This window comes from Pedobacter sp. MR2016-19 (assembly GCF_014947265.1).
In the GTDB taxonomy this organism is placed as follows: domain Bacteria; phylum Bacteroidota; class Bacteroidia; order Sphingobacteriales; family Sphingobacteriaceae; genus Pedobacter.
The window spans coordinates 292,105-315,046 of record NZ_JADCNK010000001.1; the positions used below are offsets into that span (position 1 = coordinate 292,105).

The window sequence follows — 22,942 nt, forward strand, 5'->3', positions numbered from 1 at the left end:
TTAATGAATTAGGTGTTCTTAGGTGTCTAAGGTGGTTAATTAAACTGCGTAGTCTTTAATTAACCACCTTAGACATCTTAGCTCAATGAGTTTTGCAGGATGCAAAATCTTAAACCTAATACGTTAAAAAGCGAATATAGGACATCATTCCTATTTTTTTCAGGCCACAGACCTGATGATTACTCGCAATGACGATTCCTCACAGTTTACAGTTCGTTAAAAATTCTCCTGTCCTTTTATATTGATTTTTATAAAATAAATCATCCCTCAGTGTGACAGCAAAAGGCAATTTATATTTGTTAAAAAAATTTAAACAGGCGACATGTTGCATGCACTAATAACTACAAAACAGGACATTTCCAAAAAGCGTCTTACCGCCTTCCCAAAAATTTCTGAAAAGAGGATCGTTAGCCAAATAAACTACCTGTCCACGTCCGAAATCTTGTACCCCGATTAAAAGACCGGTTTTAAGCTCTTCCCTTGCTTTTTTACCTACTACACCGGCCATTAAACTTTTTTCGTTAATTAAGCCCACATTCCAACCTTTAACAAAAGGCTCGTAGATCTTACGGTCTGTTTTTAAGCTATAATATGTTTTACCCAGGCCATAAGAAAACGGGTGACTTGCATCGAGATTGATCCGATAAATTGCACCAGGTATTGTCGTTTCGAAATCGTCTTTATCCTTATTCTTGAAAAGCAGTTTGTTTGCCTCTGGCTTTTCATCCTTTTTTACAACAGCCTCCTTCTTTTTAATATCAAAACCTTTTTTCTCTAATACACTTTCAATGGCATCTTCCATCAAAATCAACCTTCCTCCCTTATTTAGCCATGCGGTTAAACCATCGCCTATAAAAGCGCTGTAACTTCCATCGGGCAAAATCAAAGTGTTTACCTTATTAATATCCAGGTTATTCAACTCCTTAGCATTAATAATACTTGGAGAAAGATTTAAATCGTGCTCAAGAAAAAACCAGGCTTCACCAAACGCGAGTGAAGAAACCTCCATACCAGACACAATGGCAATTTTAGGCTGTTTTAACAAAGGGTAAACATTAGAGCCAAAATCTTTCCCTTTTTCTACAAAACCACTGCTAACAGCCTGTATTGGCATGTTCAAAGTTTTTGAAATAGACGTAACCTTATCTTTCATCCCTTTTACCAGTCTTTCGTTTTCAGCCCTCAATACAATTAGGGTTCCTGCAGGATAGTCTTTTCCATTTACAGCGAGTGGCTGATCAGCCTGCCTTACTTTTATATTTTCTTTTTGCAGCGCTGTTAAAACCTGAATATCTTCGCTTGTTCCCCAACTAAACAACCAGGCCAGCGGTTTGTCAAGCTCATTATTGATTATTTTGGGATCTTCAATTGCTGAATATTTCCCTTTAATACTTTCTTTACTGGCGTACCCCTTTAATCCGTACACATAGGGGAGGGCCCAGGCCGTAATATCATAAGTATTAGAATCGGTTACAAAGGTTTGTGGCTCTAATAAAACGTTAGCCAAAACTGCTCTTGGTTGCTGAATGTTAACAATTAAATCATTGCGGGCAATGGTAAAACTTTCTTCCTTTTGGGTATCGTAATCATAACCTCTTCCGCCTTTATCACCACCAAAGGCAAATTCGATTTTATTTTTGGTTAATAGTTCTGCCAGTTTTTTTAAGCGTGATAAATTAGTCGCTTTTATAATATAACTTTTATAAACACCCGGACTACTGGCTAATTCCTGCTGGAAATACTTTTTGTACTCCTCTAATAATTTACCATGGTTTAAGGAAGTTACTTCAAGGGTCGACATTCCTGTTGTAAAGTGGTGTGCGATACGGTCTTTCAGGGTTAGCGTATCACCATCATTGGTTACCACTGATAATCCGGCTCTGATTCCACCTTGCTCATAGGTCATACCTATTGATCCATTATACAAAGGATAAGTATCGCCATAAGAGGGATAAAGCAGATCGAAACGCTCTTTGGTGAAATATTGCCAGCCTTCGGCATCAAAGTATTTGGCATTGTTTTTACCAACAACTACCTGGAAACTTTTTTGCCAGGATGTAATGTCATGGTGAACAGGCTCTGCTGCTGGCGCAAAATAGTAAGGCTCATTATAACCCTGTTCATGAAAATCAACATGTACCTGCGGCATCCATTGATTATATAAGGCTAACCTTTGCTGGCTCTCAATTTGTGTTTGCCAGGCCCAGTCGCGGTTTAAATCGAAATAATAATGATTTGGTCTGCCGCCTGGCCATGGCTCGATGTGCTCTCTTGATAATGGGTCGGAATTGGGTGTTTTACCTACAACACTGTTAAAATAATTCACATAACGGTCTCTTCCATCTGGGTTTAAACAAGGGTCAATCACTACAACTGTATTTTTTAACCAATCAACAGCAGGTTTATTATTACCCGAAACCAAGGTATAAAGCATCTTCATGGCGGTTTCAGTAGAGTTTGCCTCATTACCATGCACATTGTAGCTTAACCAAAGTATAGCAGGCTGACTTGTCAGATCAACACTATTATTGGTACCGGTTGCCAAAGCTAAATTGTTGTTCCTGATCTGTTCCAGTTTCGTTATGTTTTCTGGCGAAGAAATAACTGCCACCATTAATGGCCGCCCCTCATTGGTTTTACCATATTCTATAAGCTTCATATTTTTAGCAGAAGCCACAGCGGTTTGCCTAAAATAATCGGCTACTTTATGATGTGGGGTAAAGTGCGAACCTAATGTATAACCTAAAAAATCGTCAGGAGATTTTAGCTGGGCATGTACAAAAAAAATGGAACTCAGGGAGATTAAGCAGAACGTTAAGAGTCTCTTCATAGGTAATAATTTTACCTAATGTACTAATTTTGTTTTTTGTTAATGCGAAAGCTTAATTTTACATCATATTTTTTACCATAGGCATGATTACAACTGAAAGATTATACGATTACTATCAAGAAAACCCTGTTATTTCAACTGATACCAGAAACATTATACCTGGTTGTATCTTTTTTGCTTTAAAAGGAGATCTTTTTAATGCCAATGAATTTGCTTCTCAAGCTATTGAAAAGGGAGCAGCTTATGCAGTTGTAGATGAAGAAAAGTATGCAACGAACAGTCAATGCTTATTGGTTGAAGATGTATTAAGCACTTTGCAGGATCTGGCGCGCCATCACCGTAAACAATTAAATATCCCGGTAATTGGTTTAACTGGTAGTAATGGAAAAACAACTAGCAAGGAGTTGATTAATGCGGTACTATCAGAGCGATACAAAACTTTTGCCACCTTTGGCAACCTGAACAATCATATTGGTGTTCCATTATCTATCTTAGCCATTACCAATGAGGTTCAGGTTGCGGTAATTGAAATGGGCGCAAACCACCAAAAGGAAATAGAACTGCTTTGTACCATTGCACAACCTACCCATGGCATTATTACCAATGTAGGCATGGCACATTTAGATGGGTTTGGTGGGTTTGAAGGCGTAAAAAAGGGAAAGGCTGAGCTTTACGCCTATTTAAAAGAAACCCATGGGTACACTTTTATCAATAGAGACAATCTGCACTTACTTGAAATGAGCACTGCTGCAGGATTAAACAAACTGATTTATTACGGAACAGAAAACGGCAATACTATTAAAGGTACATTAAAAAGCAGCGACCCTTTTATCGAAGTAGACTGGACCAATCATGAGGTTTCATCATCAGTAAAAACCAATTTAACAGGTAGTTATAATTTTGAAAATATACTGGCAGCAATCTGTATTGGCGATTTCTTTGATATGGCTCCTGAAGAAATCAATACCGGTTTATCGAACTACCAGCCAAAAAACAACCGTTCGCAACTCACCAAAACTGAAAAAAATACAGTCATCTGCGATTTTTACAATGCCAATCCAAGCAGCATGACTGCGGCACTGAAAAATATCGCAGTGTTATCGGCCGATAAAAAAACAGCTATTTTGGGTGATATGTTCGAATTAGGACCAGAATCGGCTGGTCAGCATGAAATTATTGCGAAACAGGCTGCAGAAAGTGGTTTGGATCAGATCATTTTTATCGGGAAGGACTTTTTTCACTATAAAAATGATGTAAAAGGTATTTTCTTTGAAACACCTGCCGAAGCAGCTATTTTTTTACAGGAAAACCCGGTTGAAGATCATTTGGTATTGTTAAAAGGATCAAGAGGAATGCAACTGGAGCGTTTGCTTCAGTATTTGTAGGTCTTCGATATTGAAAAAAAGCTGTCTCGAATTGAATCGTATTCTTATCGAAACTCTATTCACCTTACGTCATTCTCGCGAATGCGGGAATCTTAATGCGTGTTTCCATTAGCATTAAGATTCTCAATCAAGTTTGGAATGACGATACGTCTAAATATAATTTTTCACTAGAATAATTATATTTATTCGAGACAGCTGACTAATTTAAATATCCTTAAAAAGTACAGGCAATTTTCCCATATACATACCTACCACTAAAACCAAACTGGCTAACAGCCCTTGGATACAAGAACCTACCATTAGACGTATTGTCTAATCCACCTGAATAATTACTGGTAGAAACACCGCTAAGGTTATTTTCATTATTCCTTGGATCGATGTATAATTTATCGGGATAAACATCGAAAATATTATTTGCCCCTACTGTTACCGACCATGTTTTGCTTGCAGCATAACTTACAGAGAAATCAGTTACCCATTTAGGGGCAAAAGTTTGATCCAACTGAGTTGGCAAACCATTGGCAGGAATATTTGGATCGATGGCATTTAGATAAGTAACCTCTCCAAAACGGACTGTTCTTGCCACGAACGATAATTTACTTACATTATAGGTTGCGGTAATATTTAATTTGTTTTTAGGTACGGAACTTTCGAAACGGGAGCGTTCCAAACGATCGAAAAGCTTAGCCTTTAATGTAGGATCGCTTTCAATTTTATCGGATCCCTGAATGCTTCTTACCACGGTTTTATTTACATTTCCGGCAACACTTAAAATTAAGCTGCTTTTTGTACCCAAATTGAACCTGTTGGTTAACACCACATCGATCCCTGCGGTATTTGTGGTAATGGCATTGGTAAAAAACTGTACACTGTTAATCTGTGCCGCTGGGTCTACCGTATTTAAAATCTGGTTTACCACACCGGTTGGCACTAAAACACCAGCAGAACGTTCGCGGGCATATTGACTGGAGAAAACAATCCGGTCGCTGATATCAATGTTATAAGCATCGATGGTAAAAGTAAAGGTTTTGGCGATTTTGCCTGCCAAACCTAAACTTCCCGATTTAGAAATTTCAGGTTTTAATGCGCCAACACCAAACTGGGCAACAATAGGATTTGCATTATTTACGGTTAAAACCTGTGTGGCATTGGTACCTACAAATTGCGTGCTTTCATTATTAAAATATTGTTGGTGTAAAGATGGTGCCCTAAATCCAGTGGAATAAGCCCCACGTAGAGAAATATCACCAAAAAGTTTAACCTTACCCGTAAATTTATAGGAGAAGTTAGAACCGAAATCACTGTAATTTTCGTAACGGCCCGCAGCACCTAAAGTTACCCGGGGACCAAATTCAGCTTCAAAATCGGCATAAGCACCAACGTTGTGCCTCGATTTATCTAATGCATTACTGGGTTTAAAACCCGGGAATACCTGCGCACCTGACGCAGTAGGAGCAGTTCCGATCAATCTGCCACCATTTGAATAAGATAAAAGCTCGCCTTCTTTAATCTGGTAGTTATCTATCCTAAATTCTCCGCCAAAAGCTGTATTTAATGAAGTTAAAAATCCACCGTCAAAAGTATGTTTTTTGTTTAAATCGAGGTTACTGGTGTTCTGTCTGAATAGCAACTCGCCAGCATAAAATGAAGTAGGACTTGTTCCTGTGGGCAGAGAAGCATTAACCGTATTGTTAATATTAAACGCGATTGTATTTTCGCCGCTGGTATTGCTAAGGTCATAATCCCATGTACCCAATTTACCTCTTAAACCAGCAGAAAAAGAATAATCATTGATTTTGGTATCGATAAATGGTAAAAATCCATTAGGGTAAATCGACAAATCTATTTGGGTAGTTTGCGTTGGCAAGCGGTAAAAACCCGCTGCACTTCCTGTTTTATGCGTAAAACCTGCGGCATAATACAACTGGGTAGTTTTTCCAAAATTGAACTGGCCATTTAAAAATCCACCACCATTTTTGGAGTCGGAATTACCCACACGCATATTGTTTCTATCTAAACCATTTGCAGCAGCCCTGGCGTCATCGGCGGCTTTTAAACTGGCGAAACGGGCTTGAAAAGCGGCTTCTGTTTCTGTAGAACCTTTAGTTGGACTTGCAGAATACAATAGCGGGCGGGTATCTAAACCGCCACGGTTGGTATATCCGCGCTGAAGATATTGGGCCGCAAAATTGATGAAACCTTTATCATTTTTAAATGCCCAGCCTTTGCTAAAATCAACCTGAAAAGTTCTACCATCGCTAAAATCGCGGCCGAGGGCATTTGAAGAAGATTGACCAAAAGAGGTAGAGAAACTATATGGCGTTACCTTTTTTAAAACAATGTTGATTACCCCCGCAATGGCATCCGAACCATACTGCGCCGCTGCACCGTCACGCAGCACCTCAATGCGTTCAATCGCCGAAACAGGAATCGAGTTTAAATCAGTTCCAACAGAACCCCTTCCGAAAGTACCGTTAATATTTACCAGTGCTGTAGTATGTCTGCGTTTTCCGTTTACCAGCACCAAAACCTGATCTGGCCCTAAACCGCGTAAAGATGCCGGATCGATGTGATCGGTACCATCAGAAACAGTTTGCCGGTTAGAGCTAAAAGATGGCGCCACGAAATTCAAAATCTGTGTTAAATCTGTCTGCGCAAATACTTTAACGTCTTTTGTTGAAATCAGATCAACCGGAACCACGCTTTCGATGTTCGTTCTCGGCGTCGATCTTGATCCCACCACAATTACATCACTTAATAATTCTTTTGTATCCTGCAGCGCAAAATCCATCGTTTTAACAGTGTTGTCGATCTGAACAGCTACTTCAGAAGTTTGATAACCAGTAAAAGAAATCCGGACTTTATAAGCTCCGGCAGAAGGAAATTTTAAGGCATATAGCCCGTTTCCGTCAGAAGATGTTCCAATTTTTGAACCAACTACCTGAACAGTAGCGCCTGGAATAGCTAATCCTGCAGAATCCGTAACCTTACCATTTAAACCTTGGGCAAATAAATGGCCCGACATTAGAAAAAGGAGAATAGCTAGGGTGTTTTTTAATAAAATTCTTATCATAGTTCATAGGTTTATAAACAATAATACCAATTTTATTACAAAGTTTTAAACAGCAACTAACTGATAAAGAATAAAATACTAAAATAATATACCTTTTCTGTAGATGATTAAAGACAAAAGATCAAAATATTGCGAAAATCAAACCCCATCAAAGAAAATAAACACTTATTGCGCCAAACCAACCAAAACACCAACATCGCTCACTTCCAAAAGTGGATTATCGCGCATATTCTGCTCAATTTCGATTTCAAACTTGCCGCTTCTTGGAAAATGATAATTGGTAAGCATGGGTAAGGTATAGCTGAATACATTTCCAGAACCGCTGCCCAGCCATTCGCCGTCATTTTTGGCGAGTTTATACTGATAACGCCTGGTTACCATCTTTTTACCGTCTTTAAAATGGGCAAGGATAAATATATTGGCGTATTTATAATTTGCAGTATGCCTTAGCTTGAAGTAAATATTATAGGCTTTGGCATTGTCTTTTATTTCAAATGTAGTCGAAATATGGTTGCGGTAAGTCCATCGGCGATCGGCAATCTCAACATTGCTGTCGATTACGCTCGTCATACAGCCCACAAATAGGGTAACCATTAATAAAAAGCCAATCGAAATTATCAGCTTTTTATTCAGCAGCAGGTTTATTTTCTGAGCCATTATTGTTGTTTCGGCGGTTATTGTTTTTCCTACGGTTATTTCTATTCTTATTTTTGTTCTGTTCTGGCTTAACACCTTCTGCAGCTACATTTCCTTCAGCTTTTAATAAAGGCTTTTGCGCTTGTGGCTGCTGTTGTTTTGGTTTATTATTTTGAGGTTTTGGCCCATTAACATGCTGTGGTTTTGGTACTGCCTGTTGCTGTGGTTTCCCGCCTTGTTGGTTCTTCTGGCCGCCTTGCTGGGGTTGCTGTTGCTTAACAGGTGCAGCGTTTTTATCACCAGCAGGTACTCTTTCTCTTCTATTCTGGTTATTGTTGCGGTTATTTTTCTGGTTGTTGTTCTTACTCTGGTTATTTTTACCGCGAGAACGCTCATCTAAGCGGGTTAAACTATCCTGACCAACTACGTTTTCGTAATCGAAAGATTTTTCTACAATAACCGGCGCGGCAATCTGAACGGCTTCTTCTTTTAAGTTAGGTGCTTTTTTACCCGCCTTGTTCATCGCCATGATCTCTTTTACGCGCACAGCTTTCACCGGGATCCAGTTTTCATCACCCTGATAACTGAACCACATGATTTTTTTGAAAATATCTGTTTTCTGGTGACGGGCATAACCAGCTTCAGTATCCAGGTTTTCAATTCTATCGGGAATATCTTTTAAAGCATCCAGGTAGGTATCCAGCTCATAGTTTAAGCAGCATTTTAATTTACCGCACTGACCAGCTAGCTTTAACGTATTTAATGATAAATTTTGATAACGTGCCGCAGCAGTAGAAACGGTTTTGAAGTTGGTTAACCAGGTAGAACAGCATAATTCGCGACCGCAAGAGCCAATTCCGCCTAAGCGGCCAGCTTCCTGGCGCATCCCAATCTGCCGCATTTCAATACGGATACGGAAACTCTCGGCCATTTTTTTAATCAGCTCACGAAAATCCACACGTCCATCAGCCGTATAAAAGAAAGTGGCTTTGGTTTTATCGGCCTGATAATCTACATCACTGATTTTCATCTGCAAACGGAGATCCAATGCCAGTTTACGGGCTTTGTGCATGGTTTCCCATTCCATCCCTTTGGCAGCATTCCATTTCTCTACATCAGCTTCAGTAGCTTTACGGTAGATTTTTTTGGTTACCTGATCAAGTGCCGTTTTACGGCGTTTCATCTGGATCCTTACCAGTTCGCCAGTAAGTGAAACGTGCCCTACATCAAAACCACCGGTTGGCCCTTCAACAGCAACAAGTTCTCCAATTTCCAGATAAATGTTATCGTTATTGAGGAAAAACTCTTTACGTGAGCCTTTAAATTTGATTTCGGTAACCTGAAAAGGTTTATAATTAGAAGGCATATCCAAATTAGACAGCCAATCGTGAACTTCCATTGTTTGGCAACCACCGGTGCCGCATGAGCCATTACTTTTGCATCCATTAGGGGTGCAACCACCACCTGTTGAACAACTTCCACATCCCATATTAATTGTATATATATTGAGTCCCCGCAGGGAGCGTTTTAAACTTGATAATTTTTACCAATTGTAAAGATACATCTAAAAACAGAATTTTCGGGTTTGCGTTTCTTTCAATGTGGTAATGTGCCTTTTCCAGTTCGCCAATTATGGCCTCTGCCATAGGTAAGGTAAGCACATGTGTGCTGAGTTTTTTTGCGGTTTCGAAGGTTAGAGGGGGTAATTTCACCAATTCTTCGGCACCACTTAAAATTAAACAGCATTCGCGTAAATAATTTACGCCATATTTTAAAAAATTCTTCTGATTTTCTCTTCCCCATTTCGCTGCCTCGTCGGTAAAGTCGATCAAATCGGGAACTTTATTGCCAAATCCCATTCTTAACCAGGCCGTAAACGTACCGGAACTGTCGCTTTGCGTATCTGCTGCCAGAGCTTTTGCTTCAATTAAATTTCCGTCGGCCAAAAAGGAATAATCGATAGCCTGATGTTCGGTTAATCCTCTCGCATTTAATAAATATCCGGTTACCTCTTCTGATGAAAGCTTCGGAATTTTCACAATTTGCGTTCTGGATAAAATGGTGGTTAAAATCTGATCCTGGCTTTGTGCTATTAAAATAAATAAGGTATTTGCAGGTGGTTCTTCAATCAATTTAAGCAGCGCATTTCCGGCTTTATCCAAATATTCGGGTAGCCACATGATTAAAACTTTAGTCTCTGCCTCAAAGGCTTTATAACTTAGTTTTTTAATAATATCATGGCACTCAGCGATGTTAATATTGGCCTGTTTATTGGCCGCATCGAGTTTGGAACGCCAGATATCCATATCAAAATAAGGATCCTGCATTAACATGCCCCGCCATTCTTCCAACACATCTACAGCAGTTTTTACATTTGCTGAGGCAAAGAAAGGATAGGAGAAATGCAGATCGGGGTGGATGAGGCGTTCGTATTTTCTACAGCTCGAACATTCGCCACAGCTATCATTTTCGCCTTTGTTAAGGCAATTGATGTATTGTGCATAGGCAATAGCCAGGGGTAAAGCCCCCGAACCAGTAGGCGACAAAAACAGTTGCGCATGGCTAATGCGGTTTTCCTTAACCGTTTGCACCAGTTGTTGCTTCACTCTTTCCTGTCCGATGATTTCTTTAAACTGCATTTGGTGCAAAATAAGAAATAGATATGAGATTCACACATTCGTCATCACGTTCTTACTTTTGAAACACACTTTTTGATGTTCTGGAAACCTTAGGAATTTAGATTGCCGGAATCATTTCAGTAGATTTCCTCTGTTAATTGATGTCATCAAGTTATTTTGAAAAGCAAGGTCCTGTGCGTTTCGGTTCCGAAAGTCCTGCTATCGCTTCAAGTCCTCGCTACGCTGTGGGCTTTACGCTCTATCAGGTTTATTTAACTAAATCAGTAATTCTTTGGGAACATCAAATAGCACACGCTACAACTTTACCCAAACCGCACCGGTCTGCGTAAACTAAACCTGATGGGAGCAGTAGCCCCGAAGCATGAGGGTTAAAGCATACAGCAGGGCAGGACATTCCCAGGTAATACAGGTTTTGCTTTCCAAAAAACAGAAAAAATCAATTTTTCAGTCAATACAAACACACTACCAAGGCATTACCATTTAGGTTTACCTATAATTTCAAAAACCTTACCTTTGGCTTTTATTTTTTTAACGGTGGTAAACGCTTTGCGCCAAACACCCAACGCTTAACTTATGGCAAGGATCCTCGCATTTGATTATGGAACAAAACGCATCGGCATTGCGGTAACCGATCCTTTGCAGATTATTGCAACAGGCCTGGATACCGTGCATCCTAAAGATGTGATCGATTACATTAAAAAATACATGATTACCGAGCAGGTTGAGGCATTTGTACTTGGCGATCCGAAACAAATGGATGGTTCCCCATCCGATTCGGCACAACATGTAAAGGGCTTTGCCACGCTGTTGAAAAAATCATTCCCCGATATCCCCAGGCATTGGGTTGATGAACGTTTTACCTCTAAACTGGCCCACCAAGCGATTATGCAAAGCGGCTTAAAAAAAATGGACCGAAGAGACAAAGACAGGGTTGATACCATTGCCGCAACCATCATTTTACAATATTTTATGGAAAGTAACCGTTTATAACCAACAAATGAGCCTAATAAACGACGATTTGCAGGATTTACTAATTGCCTATTGCGAGCCTGAAAGCGAATTGCTTCAACAGATAGACCGCGAAACCAACCTTAAAGTTTTAATGCCCCGTATGCTCTCAGGCCATTACCAGGGTAGGGTGTTGAGCATGCTCAGCAAAATGATTTCCCCTAAAAGGATTTTAGAAATAGGCACCTTTACCGGTTATGCCACTTTATGCCTTGCTGAAGGATTAACAAAAGATGGCCTGTTATATACCCTGGATATTAATGAGGAACTGGAAGATATGGTTCGCCGAAACTTCGCCAAATCAGCATATAACGATCAGATTAATTACATCCTTGGCGACGCTACCACTACAATAGCAAGTTTAGATGAAGCTTTCGACATTGTTTTTATCGATGCTGACAAGAAAAACAACGGCACCTATTACGATCTCATTTTTGATCGTGTTCGCCCGGGCGGAATTATCATTGTTGATAACGTGTTGTGGAGTGGAAAAGTACTCCAGGAGAAACAGGATAAAGACACCAGAAATATTACTAGTTTTAATGATAAAATAGCTGCAGATGAACGGGTTGAGAAACTGATCTTACCTGTTCGGGATGGTTTGTTTGTGATTAGGAAGAAATGATGATGGCATATAGTTAATGGCTCACGGCTTCTAAGCCAAGCCTATCAACCATTAAACCATGGTCTATTAACCAAAAAAGAAATGAAGAAAATCTTTACTTTTTGCCTGTTTCTTTTAACGGGGATTATTGCAAAAGCGCAAGACACAGAAGAATATATTGCAGCGCACGTAGAATATGCACAGGGTTTAATGCATGATCATAAAATTCCGGCCAGCGTTATTTTAGCCGTTGCCATACATGAATCGGCAGCAGGAAACAGTAAAATTGCGCAGCACCTCAATAACCATTTTGGTGTAAAAGGGCCTAACAACAATGCGGATATCCGTTCTTCGTACCGCGATTATTTAAATGCGGACGAATCTTACAGCCATTTTGTTGAAATAATGGAAACCCGTGAGCCTTTTAACAACCTTTTTGCAAAGTACGATCAGTACGACTACAAAGGTTGGGCTTATGGCATCCGTCGCTGTGGTTATGCAAGCAGCAGAAGCTGGGCCAGCCAGGTGATTGGCTTAATTAAAAAATACGAACTCTATCAATATGACGAGCGGCCAGAAGGATACGAAGAACCTGTTTACGCTACTCCGGTACGTCACCATAGCAGAAGCAGAAGAACAACAAAAACTTATACTGTGAAATCAGGCGACAACTTAAGTATCATTGCAAAAAAGAAAGGCACAACGGTTAAGTCACTTATGCAGAAAAACGGTATTAAAAAGACAAGCTTAAAACCAGGGCAGAAGATTAAGTTTTAGTCTTAAGTCCGTAGTCATGAGTCCTAAGTCTAATTTACAGTTCACAATTAACTAATTAACCGATTAAAAAATTAACCCCGTATGCGTTCATACCATCATTACCTTCTAATCGCGGCAATCCTTATTTTTTTTAGCTCTTGCGGTTCCAGGAAATTTTCTAAAAACAACAAACAGATCGAAAAAGCAGCCAACAAAGCCAATAACAATTCGTACAAAAGTTACAATACCTTAAGTTATATTGATGAGTTTAAAGGTGTAGCAGTAGAAGAAATGAATGCAAACGGTATCCCTGCAAGTATTACTTTGGCGCAGGGAATTTTAGAATCCGGCAGTGGAAATAGCGATCTGGCTAAGTATGCGAACAATCATTTTGGCATTAAATGCACATCAGATTGGAAGGGAAAAAATTATTTCCGCGATGATGACCAGAAAAACGACTGTTTCAGGGTGTATAAAGATGCCCGTGAGTCATTCAGGGATCATTCTGAATTTTTAAAACGCAAGCGTTACAGTTTTCTTTTCCAGTTGGATAAAAACGATTACAAAAGCTGGGCGCAGGGATTAAAAACAGCGGGTTATGCAACCAATCCTAAATATCCTGATCTGTTAATTAACACCATCGAAAAATACCAGCTTTACCAGTATGATCAATCAGAAAGCGAAAAGCAGAAGATCGCCCGGGAAGATCGTGTCTTTTCAGAAATCAATCAAAATATCCCCCAGGAGAAGGCTAAGTTTACACCAGTAGAAACGCCACCCGCGGGCGCCAAACCGATTATTGCCGATGGCACTTATACCGTTGTTAAAGGAGATACGCTGTACAACATTGCAAAACGCTTTAATTTAACGGTTGATCAGTTAAAAATGCTAAACGAAATGAGTACCGACGCCATTAAGCTGGGCCAAACACTTAAGGTTAAATAATGTTAAGTACAAACATAGCCTGCCAGATATTTGTAGTTTTGTAGCTTAATGAAATTTTTTATTCCTTTTTTACTTGTTTTCGGCTTCTCTACGTGGCTTCATGCACAGAATAAACCAGTGCAGGGAATAGTTATTGATAAAGAAACCAAGCAGCGTTTGGCCAAGGTTTATATTTACAACATCCGTACGGGTGACGGTTTATACAACAATACTAAAGGCGAGTTTAGCACCTTTGCTTTACCTGGTGATACTTTAGTTGCAGCTTTATCAGGCTATGGTGTTGATACTATTGTTTTTAAAGGACAAACGGCAGCGTATTTTCAACTCAGATCGCTCGGCATCAGACTGCGTGATGTCGTAATTCAACAAAAAAGATTAAGTCCGCAGCAGCAATACGAAAAAAATGTACAGGAATACCGCTACCAAACCATGAAGGGAAGTAGTAAAGATTTATTGAATTTAGGTAACGGTGGTGTTGGTTTAGGCATAGATGCCATTTACAACCTGTTAAGCAAACAAGGAAGAAATGCCCGTCATCTTCAAAAAATCCTGGAAAAAGATTATCGTGAAGACCTGATCGACTATCGTTTCAGCGCCAGCCTGGTTAGTCAGGTATTAGGCATAAAAGATGCCGAACTGACAGATTTTATGCAGCAGTATCGTCCTACCTATCAATTTGTATTAGATGCAACAGATTATTCCTTTAACCTTTTTATCAGAAATGCCTATAAAAGCTACAGGTTAAATCCTAGGGCACTACAATTGCCAGCATTGCCCAAAATAACAATCGATAAGCTGTGAAAGCGCCCATCCTGATCGTTAAAAAACTTCCGGCAGCCGGTATGGCCATTTTTCCATTTATCCTGCTAAAATCGGCAAAGCTTAAAAACGATCCGGAGATGATTAACCACGAAAAAATCCATTTGCGCCAGCAGTTAGAATTACTCATATTCCCCTTTTATATCTTATACCTGCTTAATTATCTGATCAACCTTTTCAGATACAAGAAACACGATCTTGCCTATCGGAACATTGTTTTTGAGAAAGAGGCTTACGATTATGAAACCGACTTAAATTACCTGAAAAATGGCAATTGGTATGGCTGGACCAAAAAGATGTGAAACTGCAACTTCTACTCTAGCTTTAATTGTTGTTCTGGCAATCATTTTGTTAAATGCTTTTTATCTCTAAATTTTTTCTTTTTCTTTGTAATAATGAAGAACTGTTTAGCTGCCATCATCCTGATTCTAAGTTTCTGCTCTACTCAATTATATGCACAGGAAATTGATACCATTCCAATCAATACCAAAGACCTGAACATTAAGTTGAAACGCAGTCCACTGCCAAGCAGACAGGGCCCGTTAAACTTTGAGCCGGTAAAAATTAAACCTTTGGTTGTAAACGCCAAGATTAATTACTGGAAAACCAAAACCAGTATCGGCATTAACGTTAACCAGGCACAGTTTAGCAATAACTGGAAGGGCGGGGGTACCAATTCGGTAGCCGTTGGTGGTTTGGTTAACTGGAAGGCAGAATACAATAAAGATAGTTATAGCTATGTAAGCGAGCTTGTTTTGCAATATGGTAAGATAAAAAATAAAGATCAGCTGCAAAAGAAAACCAACGACCGTATTTTTTGGGACAATAAAGCCTCTTTTCAATTATCAAAAAGCTGGTTCTTCTTCGGATCCTTAAGTTTTGAATCCCAATTCGATAATGGTTATTCTTACAGTGTGGTAAACGGCCAGGAAACCGCCACACTGATTTCAAAATTTATGGGTCCGGGTTATTTGACAGAATCTATCGGTTTCGAGTATAAACCTGTTACCTATTTTTCTACCCGTATTGGTACAGGTACTGCACGTCAAACTTTTGTGTTAGACGAGAAACTTTTCATTGATCCAGATCCAACCAAACAATTAAAGCCTAGCGTTTACGGGGTCGATTTAGGTAAAAAGATACGTAACGAATTAGCTTTTCAAGTAGTAAGTGCGTTTGATAAGGATATATTTACCAATACAAATCTTAAGGCACGTTATCAGATGTTCATTCCGTATCAGGATTTTAAGATGAGCAATATTGATCACCGGTTAGATGTTGCATTAACGGCAAAAATCAATCGTTTTATGAACACCAGTTTAACTGGCGTACTCCTGTTCGATAAGGATACAGGCACCAATAAAATACAGGCCAACCAAACGCTGGCCCTTGGTTTTGGTTTTACCTTCCCGAGGTAAGCCTACCCACCAACCTTATCCATTTCCCAATAAGGCATGGTAATAATCTGCCTAAAGCTTACGCCCCTTTGTTTTAGGTAACGTTTAAACTGTTGTACAGATTTCGCCCTGCCTGTTAAATAAAACGTAGCATTTTGCCACATTTCCCAACATAGCGGATGCATATTATCCATCCAGGTAATGGCATTTTTAGCAGGGGCGTTCAGGTCAGATGGTACGGTATCGATCAATAATTTAAGGTGTTTAACCGAATGCAGGTTTTCTTCCTGAAGTTCCAACACCCCAAAATATTCTACATCTTCATCAATTACTTTTTTACCTAACGATTCGTACAAACCAAGGCTGGTTTCATCACCAAAAAAGAAATGCTGATTGGATGCTTCATTGTATTTTACCTTTGCCCGGTCTACAATCAGTTTTAAACGGTCTCCTTTTTGGATATTTACGGCCAGATGATGTCCGGGTCCTTGTCTGTTCAGGTAAAAAATCACCTCACAGGTTTCGTGCGCTTCGTCAAAGCCTGATAATGTATAATGTCTATACTCGTTGGCGTTAACCCTAAACAGCACCTCCATTCCCGGAATAAATTTAGCATCGAAAAAATCGCCTTTAAAGGTAACGCACTTTAAGTTGCTGCATAACATTTTGGTTTCTACAACTTCTACTTGATATATTTTATTGCTGATCACTTTTTCCATTGTGTCGGCCAGCCATGAAGGTAATTTAGCCATCGTATTCTTTTGTTTAGTAACTTTGAACAAAAATAATCGTCTAACAAACGAATCTTTTTATGCCAAAAGGATTAAAGTTTATATCAAAAGGATTTTTATGGCCTTAAACATTTACGATGGTGACGATAAATACTATACTGTTGGCAACAAGTTCGACAATACAGAATTTAATCAGCCACTGGTAACCGAAAGAAGGGATAAATACAGCTTTCCATTTGGCGATGCAGAGATTGTGGAGATCGCTTTTTCGGGTATTTATATTGTTTACGGTGATATGGTGGTGAAACAGAGCCGCCTGCGCATCAAAGCTTTTGATGAACCTGATGTGGTAGAGCTCCACTTTGCGCTCACCGGCGGGGGCATTATGGAAAATTACCTCACCAATAAACGCCAGGATATTAAAGCAAACCAGCACAACATTATCTACAGTCCAGATTTTGATGGGATGGCAGAGTTTGATACAGGAGGTTCGCATAAATTTTTTGAAGTAAATTTCGAAAGATCACGCTTTATTGATTTAACCTGCGAAAGCAGCATGCTGTTAAAGAATTTTGCCGAAAACATTATGAACAGCCGTTCGGTAGAAATTTCATCAGAAAACCTGCCCATTACCCTGGCCATGCATAGCTGCATTAATGATATTATGAACTGCAACTTTACAGGTGGATTAAAATTATTGTTTCTTCAGTCTAAATGTTTGGAACTGCTGGCACTACAGGCCCAGGCTTTTGAAGAAGCGGCTAAAAAGACCGAAAGACCAGCCCTCAAATCCGCTTATGATAAAGAAAGAATCTATTATGCCAGGGAATACCTGCTGGCCAATGCAAATCATCCGCCATCTTTAATCGAACTGGCCAAAACCGCAGGCATAAACGAATTTAAGCTAAAACATGGCTTTAAAGAAGTCTTTAAAAATACTGTTTTTGGTTATTTGAGTGACTATAAACTCCTGAAGGCCAAAGAACTACTGGCAGATAGCAGCAAGGACATCAAAAGCATTTCTGATGAACTAGGTTATTCTTCAGTACAGCATTTCAGTAATGCCTTTAGCAAGAAATTTGGCATAAGCCCAGGGAAAGCGCGTTAGGTTAGTCAAAAGTCCATAGTCGTCAGTCCTTAGTCTCAGCTCATATTTTTTATTTCCTAGCTTGGGTTTAGACCTAAAGCTAGAAATGTCCAGATCAAACCTTTCTAAACCTTTTTCCTTTTTTTCTTAAAGTCCAGATAATCTACATAATACAAAACCTTAACCGAAAGGCTGTTATTTTGAGGGGCATTTAAAATTCCGCTCAGGTTTTTATTGTAACGCTGTGTGTAATAAGTGTCGTAAGTTTCTGCCGCATCTTTATAGGAAACAGATAAAGTGCTGCCTGGAGCAAATTGCCAGGTATAAATTAAGTCAATGTTAAATACATTGTAATTTCTGTCCAATCCATTTAGCGGCGCTCCGGTATAATCGGTTAAATTGCCATCAGGTTTAAGCAAGAAATATTCTTTATTCCTTCTATCGCTCCAATAATGTCTCAAAACCACCATAAATCCCATTAAATTGGTAAAAGTATACTTGGCATCGAATGAATTTTCTACCGTTCTGCGGTCGTATTTGGAGAAAATAGCTTTATCACCCTGTGCTGTTACCCAGTTTACATAATTATAATTCGGGTTAAAATTAAGATCTAAACCAAAAGCAATTTTATCATTTATCCGCAGGTTTTGGAAAAAGTAAAAATTGTACTCTTTGCCCTTAAAAAGTTCCTGTTCCCTGTAACGGAAATTTCCACCGAAGTTATAAGCTTTTGCACGATTGGGATTAACATATAACACGAAACTATAGCTTTCGGGGGCTTTATATACCTGCCCGTTTCTGGATTCATAGAAATCGTTTTTTGCAGCGGTATAGATCCCGTTTATTTCTGCCGACCAAAGATTTTTAAATTGAACATAAGGTCCGCCTTCTACAGAAAAAGTTTGGAAGCTGCCTGGAGTAGCCCTCCTCGAGTATAAAACATTAAAGTAGCTTAATAATTGATTGTACCAACTGCCTGGTTTATAAACATTGTAATGAAAATCCGCCACCTGGTCTAAAAAATTGTTGTTGGTAAAAAAGCCTAAATCAGAGGGATCGAATTTATCATCGGCGTATTGCTGCGAATAGCTCCAGGTAAAATTACCACTCTGTTTACCAAACTTAAGCCCATAGCTATATCCGGTACTGGTTTCTTTACCCCGTAAAGAGCTCATTTTACCTGCGCCATTAACAAAGTATTTATTGCCCTTATTGTTCAGATTAAACAGTAAGGCAGTTACGTTGGCATCGTAAGCCGAACCCTGCCTTAACACATTGGTATTAATAAATGTTGCCGAGCTGTTGTTTTTTAATGACTGATCGAAAACCAGAATATTGTAATTGGTAAGCGGCTGGGTTTCGACCATCTGGAGGTTACCCTTCGTATCTTCCACTTCTGTTTCCATGCCATTTGTAACCGCATTGAAAATTCCGATACCAAGGCCTTTCGCCGTCCGTCCAGATATTTTTGTAGCGTTCAGCACCTTGGCTTCTTTCTGATCCTTCACAATTTTATCGGCACCTACGCCACTATAATCGTAATAGGACGGAATAGAACCAATCCGTTTCGAATAAAAAAGATCCCCCTTATTAAAAAGCTCTGTCCCTTCGGTAAAAAACTGGCGGTTTTCGTTAAATTTTACTTCGAAAGGGGTAAGGTTCAGGATCCGGTTATCAGATTGCACCTGACCGAAATCAGGTACCAGCGTCATATCGAGGGTAAAACTGTTGTTGATCCCGTATTTTACATCCATCCCACCATTAAACCGCGAGGTGGTGTTTTTTACCCCTGGCAAATTAACCAGATAATGATTTACATAGGCCGAAATATAAGGCGAAAAAGATAACCTTAATGGCGGCTTAATATCTTTTATCCCTGTCCAAAGGCCTTCCTGGTTAATAAAGCCATTTACTTTAGGGTCAACGAAATTCCAAAAAGTTTGCGTATTGCTCCGCTGTATCCTGCGGCTAAAATTCAATCCCCATTGCTGAATATCTTTACTCGAAAAACGAAGGGCTGAATAGGGAATTTTCATTTCACAGGTCCAACCTTTGTCATCCAATTTAACGGCACTTTCCCATACTGCATTCCAGTTGGCGTCTTCATCACCCACCTGCGAATATTTAGCGTCAAACTGCACACCGGCAGCGGTAACGAAAAACCCGTTTCCGTTCATTTTATCATAAAAAGGATCAAGAATTATCGAGATAAAATCGGCGTTGCCAATATTATCCCTCGAAACCAACTCGTGTGAAACGCTATCAGGATGATCGTACATCCGGGCGTAGACGTAAACAGCCACATCATCGTAAAGCACCTTCATTTCGGTACGCCGGTCATAGGCTTCTACTTTTCCCGGATTTGGCCTGATCTGAATAAAATCGGTAGCAATGGGAACATTATTCCAGCACTCATCATCTAAAATACCATCTATTTTTGGACTTAGTACAGTTCTCTTCGCTTCCAGCTGGCGCTGTTTCGAAATATCCTGAGCCTGAGAAAAAGCACAAATAAATATAAAAAAAAGGAGGATGCAGCGTTTCATTCGTTTAGGTTAGTTAGATATAAGACTATGCCTTAACCAGAATGTTGCACCAAATGAAAAAAACATAAAATTTAGGTCATTCAACGATTTAAGCTTTATTGTTTTTCAGCGCAATATTTTTGTCCGTTATTTCCTTTCCTCCTGGCAGGAAACCATTGTGCTTAAACCCGACAGAAACGGAAATACTTTTTGCTGCACCGCTCCCAAACTTAGCTATCGTGTGGACACATCTCAGCTAATTCATATTAGCGCCGTTGTCTAGGTCGATCGTCATGCTGAATTTATTTCAGCATCTTTCCTGCTAAATAACGAGCTTTTATAGCTTAAAGACTTTAGTTTGGAGATAAATGTTGATTTTTTTTCCGTTCTATACCTTATCGTATCGACACAATTGAGTAAAATATTCTTCTATCGCTCTATGCCGCAGGGCATGGTACTTTGGAGCGCCAAAGTACCCAAAACGCTTCGTCAATCCAGCAATGAGCCTTTTGCACAGTCTTACACGCATCAAAAAAAACAGCGACACTTCATTTTGTGTTCAATATTTTTTTTTAAAATTAAATTATCGGTTATGAACACAAAACCACTGCGTTTCAGGTTTGTTACTGCCATTTTTACTGTTGTGCACCTGTTTTTTTGATTTCTCCGGCTCTTGGGATTGACAGCATCCTTGGTTAAAATTCGTGCTTTATTAAAGTTAGTTAGCAAAACGCCTAAACTAAACTTAAAAAAGATGTGTCCACACGATAGCAAACTTAGCTGTAATGCTGAGGCACAAAAAGATTGAAGTGAATGGCGGGAGTACAGTACCTATGAAAACCAAACTGCTCATTTTCAAAAAAAGATTTTTGACTTTGAGGTGCAGCGATTTACAAGCAAAATTTGATACATTTGCCTTTTATTAAAAACAAGTAGCTTTTTGCCCTTTGGCATGAAGCTTTTAGCTTAAAAAAAGATGTTTGATAATTTACAGGACAAGCTAGACAGAGCGTTTAAAGTATTAAAAGGACAAGGCAGCATTACGGAAATCAACGTGGCAGAAACCATGAAAGAAATCCGCAAAGCATTATTAGATGCCGATGTTAACTATAAAACAGCAAAAACATTTACTGATGATGTGAGGCAAAAAGCCTTGGGGCAAAACGTACTTACTGCGGTTTCTCCAGGTCAGTTGCTTACTAAAATAATGAACGATGAACTTGCAGCCTTAATGGGTGGCGAAGTTACAGAGTTAGATACTAAAGCAAACCCTACCATTATCTTAATTGCAGGTTTAAACGGTGCGGGTAAAACTACTTTTGCAGGTAAACTGGCCCTGCACTTAAAAGGCAAGGGCAAAAAACCTTTATTGGTAGCAGGCGATATGTACCGTCCGGCGGCTGTAGATCAATTGGAGGTTTTAGGAACCTCTGTTGGTGTATCAGTTTACGCAAACCGTGCATCAAACGATCCTGTTGGCATCGCTTTAGAAGGTATTGCGCACGGTAAACAAAATGGAAATAACGTAATCATTATCGATACCGCAGGTCGTTTAGCGATCGACGAATCTTTAATGAACGAAATATCTGAAGTTAAGGCTAAAACGCAACCACACGAGATTTTATTCGTAGTAGATTCGATGACTGGTCAGGATGCGGTAAATACAGCCAAAGTATTTAACGACCGTTTAGATTTTACAGGTGTTGTGTTAACCAAACTGGATGGCGATACCCGTGGTGGCGCGGCCCTTTCCATTAAATCGGTGGTAAACAAGCCTATTAAATTTATCGGTACCGGCGAGAAAATGGAGGCACTGGATGTTTTCTATCCAGATCGTATGGCATCGCGTATTTTGGGTATGGGTGATGTGGTTTCGCTTGTTGAACGTGCACAAATGCAGTTCGATGAGAAAGAAGCAGCAGAACTGCAGAAGAAAATCCGTAAGAATAAATTTGATTTCAACGATTTCTACAACCAGATTCAGCAGATCAAGAAAATGGGTAACATGAAAGATCTGATGGGTATGATTCCCGGTGTGGGCAAAATGATGAAGAATGTAGATATCCAGGATGATGCTTTTAAATCAATCGAAGCCATCATCAATTCAATGACACCGTTTGAGAAAGAAAACCCGGATAGCATTCAGCAAAGTCGCCGTTTACGTATTGCAAAAGGTTCAGGAAGTAAGGTAGAAGAAGTAACAAAGCTGATTAAACAGTTTGAAGATATGCGTAAAATGATGAAGCAGTTTTCGAACCCTGCAGCCGCAGCCGCCATGATGAAAGGTATGCCTAAAATGCCATTTGGCAGATAGTTTAGGAGGTTTAGGGCAGAGAGGGTTTAGGCCGTAGCTCTTATTCTTTGTGAAAATATAAATTCCGATCGCAACCTAAAGCGTCATGCTGATCCGACGCTATCGATTGTTTCAGCCTCTTTAAAAATAATATAAATCCTGATCAGCAATGATCAGGATTTTTTGTTTTATAGGTTTTGGAAATGAGTATTCA

17 protein-coding genes are annotated in these 22,942 nt (G+C 39.5%); 10 read left to right on the plus strand and 7 right to left on the minus strand.

Translation table 11 applies throughout. The features are described from left to right. Positions 1 to 334 precede the first annotated feature (334 nt). Complete coding sequence (locus IM793_RS01255) at positions 335 to 2,830, minus strand: M14 family metallopeptidase (protein ID WP_193419371.1); 2,496 nt, start codon at positions 2,828 to 2,830, stop codon at positions 335 to 337. A gap of 83 nt (positions 2,831 to 2,913) precedes the next feature. Here IM793_RS01255 and murF point away from each other — a divergent pair, with 83 nt between their 5' ends. Next, a complete protein-coding gene (gene murF, locus IM793_RS01260) occupies positions 2,914 to 4,215 on the plus strand; it encodes a UDP-N-acetylmuramoyl-tripeptide--D-alanyl-D-alanine ligase (protein WP_193419372.1) in 1,302 nt (433 codons plus the stop codon). A gap of 214 nt (positions 4,216 to 4,429) precedes the next feature. Here the strand turns inward: murF and IM793_RS01265 are convergent, their stop codons facing one another. The 4 genes from IM793_RS01265 to IM793_RS01280 form a co-directional block, all read right to left on the minus strand. Then, positions 4,430 to 7,288 (minus strand): TonB-dependent receptor, encoded by a 2,859-nt coding sequence (locus tag IM793_RS01265; protein WP_193419373.1) that lies wholly within the window; start codon positions 7,286 to 7,288, stop codon positions 4,430 to 4,432. Positions 7,289 to 7,453: 165 nt separating this feature from the next. After that, positions 7,454 to 7,945, minus strand: coding sequence for a gliding motility lipoprotein GldH (locus IM793_RS01270; protein ID WP_193419374.1), 492 nt, complete (start codon positions 7,943 to 7,945; stop codon positions 7,454 to 7,456). Then, positions 7,914 to 9,413, minus strand: coding sequence for a regulatory iron-sulfur-containing complex subunit RicT (locus IM793_RS01275; protein ID WP_193419375.1), 1,500 nt, complete (start codon positions 9,411 to 9,413; stop codon positions 7,914 to 7,916). Before IM793_RS01275 ends, IM793_RS01270 begins: the two co-directional genes overlap by 32 nt. A gap of 1 nt (position 9,414) precedes the next feature. Beyond that, positions 9,415 to 10,563, minus strand: coding sequence for an ATP-binding protein (locus IM793_RS01280; RefSeq protein ID WP_193419376.1), 1,149 nt, complete (start codon positions 10,561 to 10,563; stop codon positions 9,415 to 9,417). 573 nt (positions 10,564 to 11,136) lie between these two features. Here IM793_RS01280 and ruvX point away from each other — a divergent pair. The 7 genes from ruvX to IM793_RS01315 all read left to right on the plus strand — a co-directional run bounded on the left by ruvX (position 11,137) and on the right by IM793_RS01315 (position 16,113). Beyond that, positions 11,137 to 11,553, plus strand: coding sequence for a Holliday junction resolvase RuvX (gene ruvX / locus IM793_RS01285; RefSeq protein WP_193419377.1), 417 nt, complete (start codon positions 11,137 to 11,139; stop codon positions 11,551 to 11,553). 7 nt (positions 11,554 to 11,560) lie between these two features. Then, a complete protein-coding gene (locus IM793_RS01290; RefSeq protein ID WP_193419378.1) occupies positions 11,561 to 12,196 on the plus strand; it encodes an O-methyltransferase in 636 nt (211 codons plus the stop codon). Between the two features lie 81 nt (positions 12,197 to 12,277). Then, a complete protein-coding gene (locus tag IM793_RS01295; RefSeq protein WP_193419379.1) occupies positions 12,278 to 12,952 on the plus strand; it encodes a glucosaminidase domain-containing protein in 675 nt (224 codons plus the stop codon). An 81-nt stretch (positions 12,953 to 13,033) separates the two neighbouring features. Beyond that, positions 13,034 to 13,876: a glucosaminidase domain-containing protein gene (locus IM793_RS01300; protein WP_193419380.1), complete on the plus strand. Its 843-nt coding sequence runs from the start codon at positions 13,034 to 13,036 to the stop codon at positions 13,874 to 13,876. Between the two features lie 48 nt (positions 13,877 to 13,924). Then, positions 13,925 to 14,677: a hypothetical protein gene (locus IM793_RS01305; RefSeq protein ID WP_193419381.1), complete on the plus strand. Its 753-nt coding sequence runs from the start codon at positions 13,925 to 13,927 to the stop codon at positions 14,675 to 14,677. Further along, positions 14,674 to 14,997 carry a hypothetical protein gene (locus IM793_RS01310; RefSeq protein WP_370629747.1) on the plus strand — a complete coding sequence of 108 codons (324 nt, stop codon included), beginning with the start codon at positions 14,674 to 14,676 and terminating at the stop codon, positions 14,995 to 14,997. The genes IM793_RS01305 and IM793_RS01310 overlap by 4 nt, the downstream gene beginning before the upstream one ends. 93 nt (positions 14,998 to 15,090) lie before the next feature. Further along, positions 15,091 to 16,113, plus strand: coding sequence for a DUF3078 domain-containing protein (locus tag IM793_RS01315; protein WP_193419382.1), 1,023 nt, complete (start codon positions 15,091 to 15,093; stop codon positions 16,111 to 16,113). A gap of 2 nt (positions 16,114 to 16,115) precedes the next feature. Here the strand turns inward: IM793_RS01315 and IM793_RS01320 are convergent, their stop codons facing one another. After that, complete coding sequence (locus IM793_RS01320) at positions 16,116 to 16,844, minus strand: hypothetical protein (protein WP_193419383.1); 729 nt, start codon at positions 16,842 to 16,844, stop codon at positions 16,116 to 16,118. Between the two features lie 97 nt (positions 16,845 to 16,941). On the opposite strand from IM793_RS01320, the gene IM793_RS01325 reads away from it, so the two are divergent. Continuing rightward, the gene (locus IM793_RS01325) at positions 16,942 to 17,931 is read left to right on the plus strand and encodes an AraC family transcriptional regulator (protein WP_193419384.1); all 990 of its coding nucleotides are present in this window, start codon (positions 16,942 to 16,944) and stop codon (positions 17,929 to 17,931) included. Between the two features lie 104 nt (positions 17,932 to 18,035). Here the strand turns inward: IM793_RS01325 and IM793_RS01330 are convergent, their stop codons facing one another. Beyond that, positions 18,036 to 20,456, minus strand: a complete 2,421-nt coding sequence (locus tag IM793_RS01330) for a DUF5916 domain-containing protein (protein WP_193419385.1) — start codon at positions 20,454 to 20,456, stop codon at positions 18,036 to 18,038. Positions 20,457 to 21,411: 955 nt separating this feature from the next. Here IM793_RS01330 and ffh point away from each other — a divergent pair. Next, on the plus strand, positions 21,412 to 22,749 hold the full coding sequence (gene ffh, locus IM793_RS01335) for a signal recognition particle protein (RefSeq protein ID WP_121285452.1): 1,338 nt from the start codon (positions 21,412 to 21,414) through the stop codon (positions 22,747 to 22,749). Positions 22,750 to 22,942: the final 193 nt, after the last annotated feature.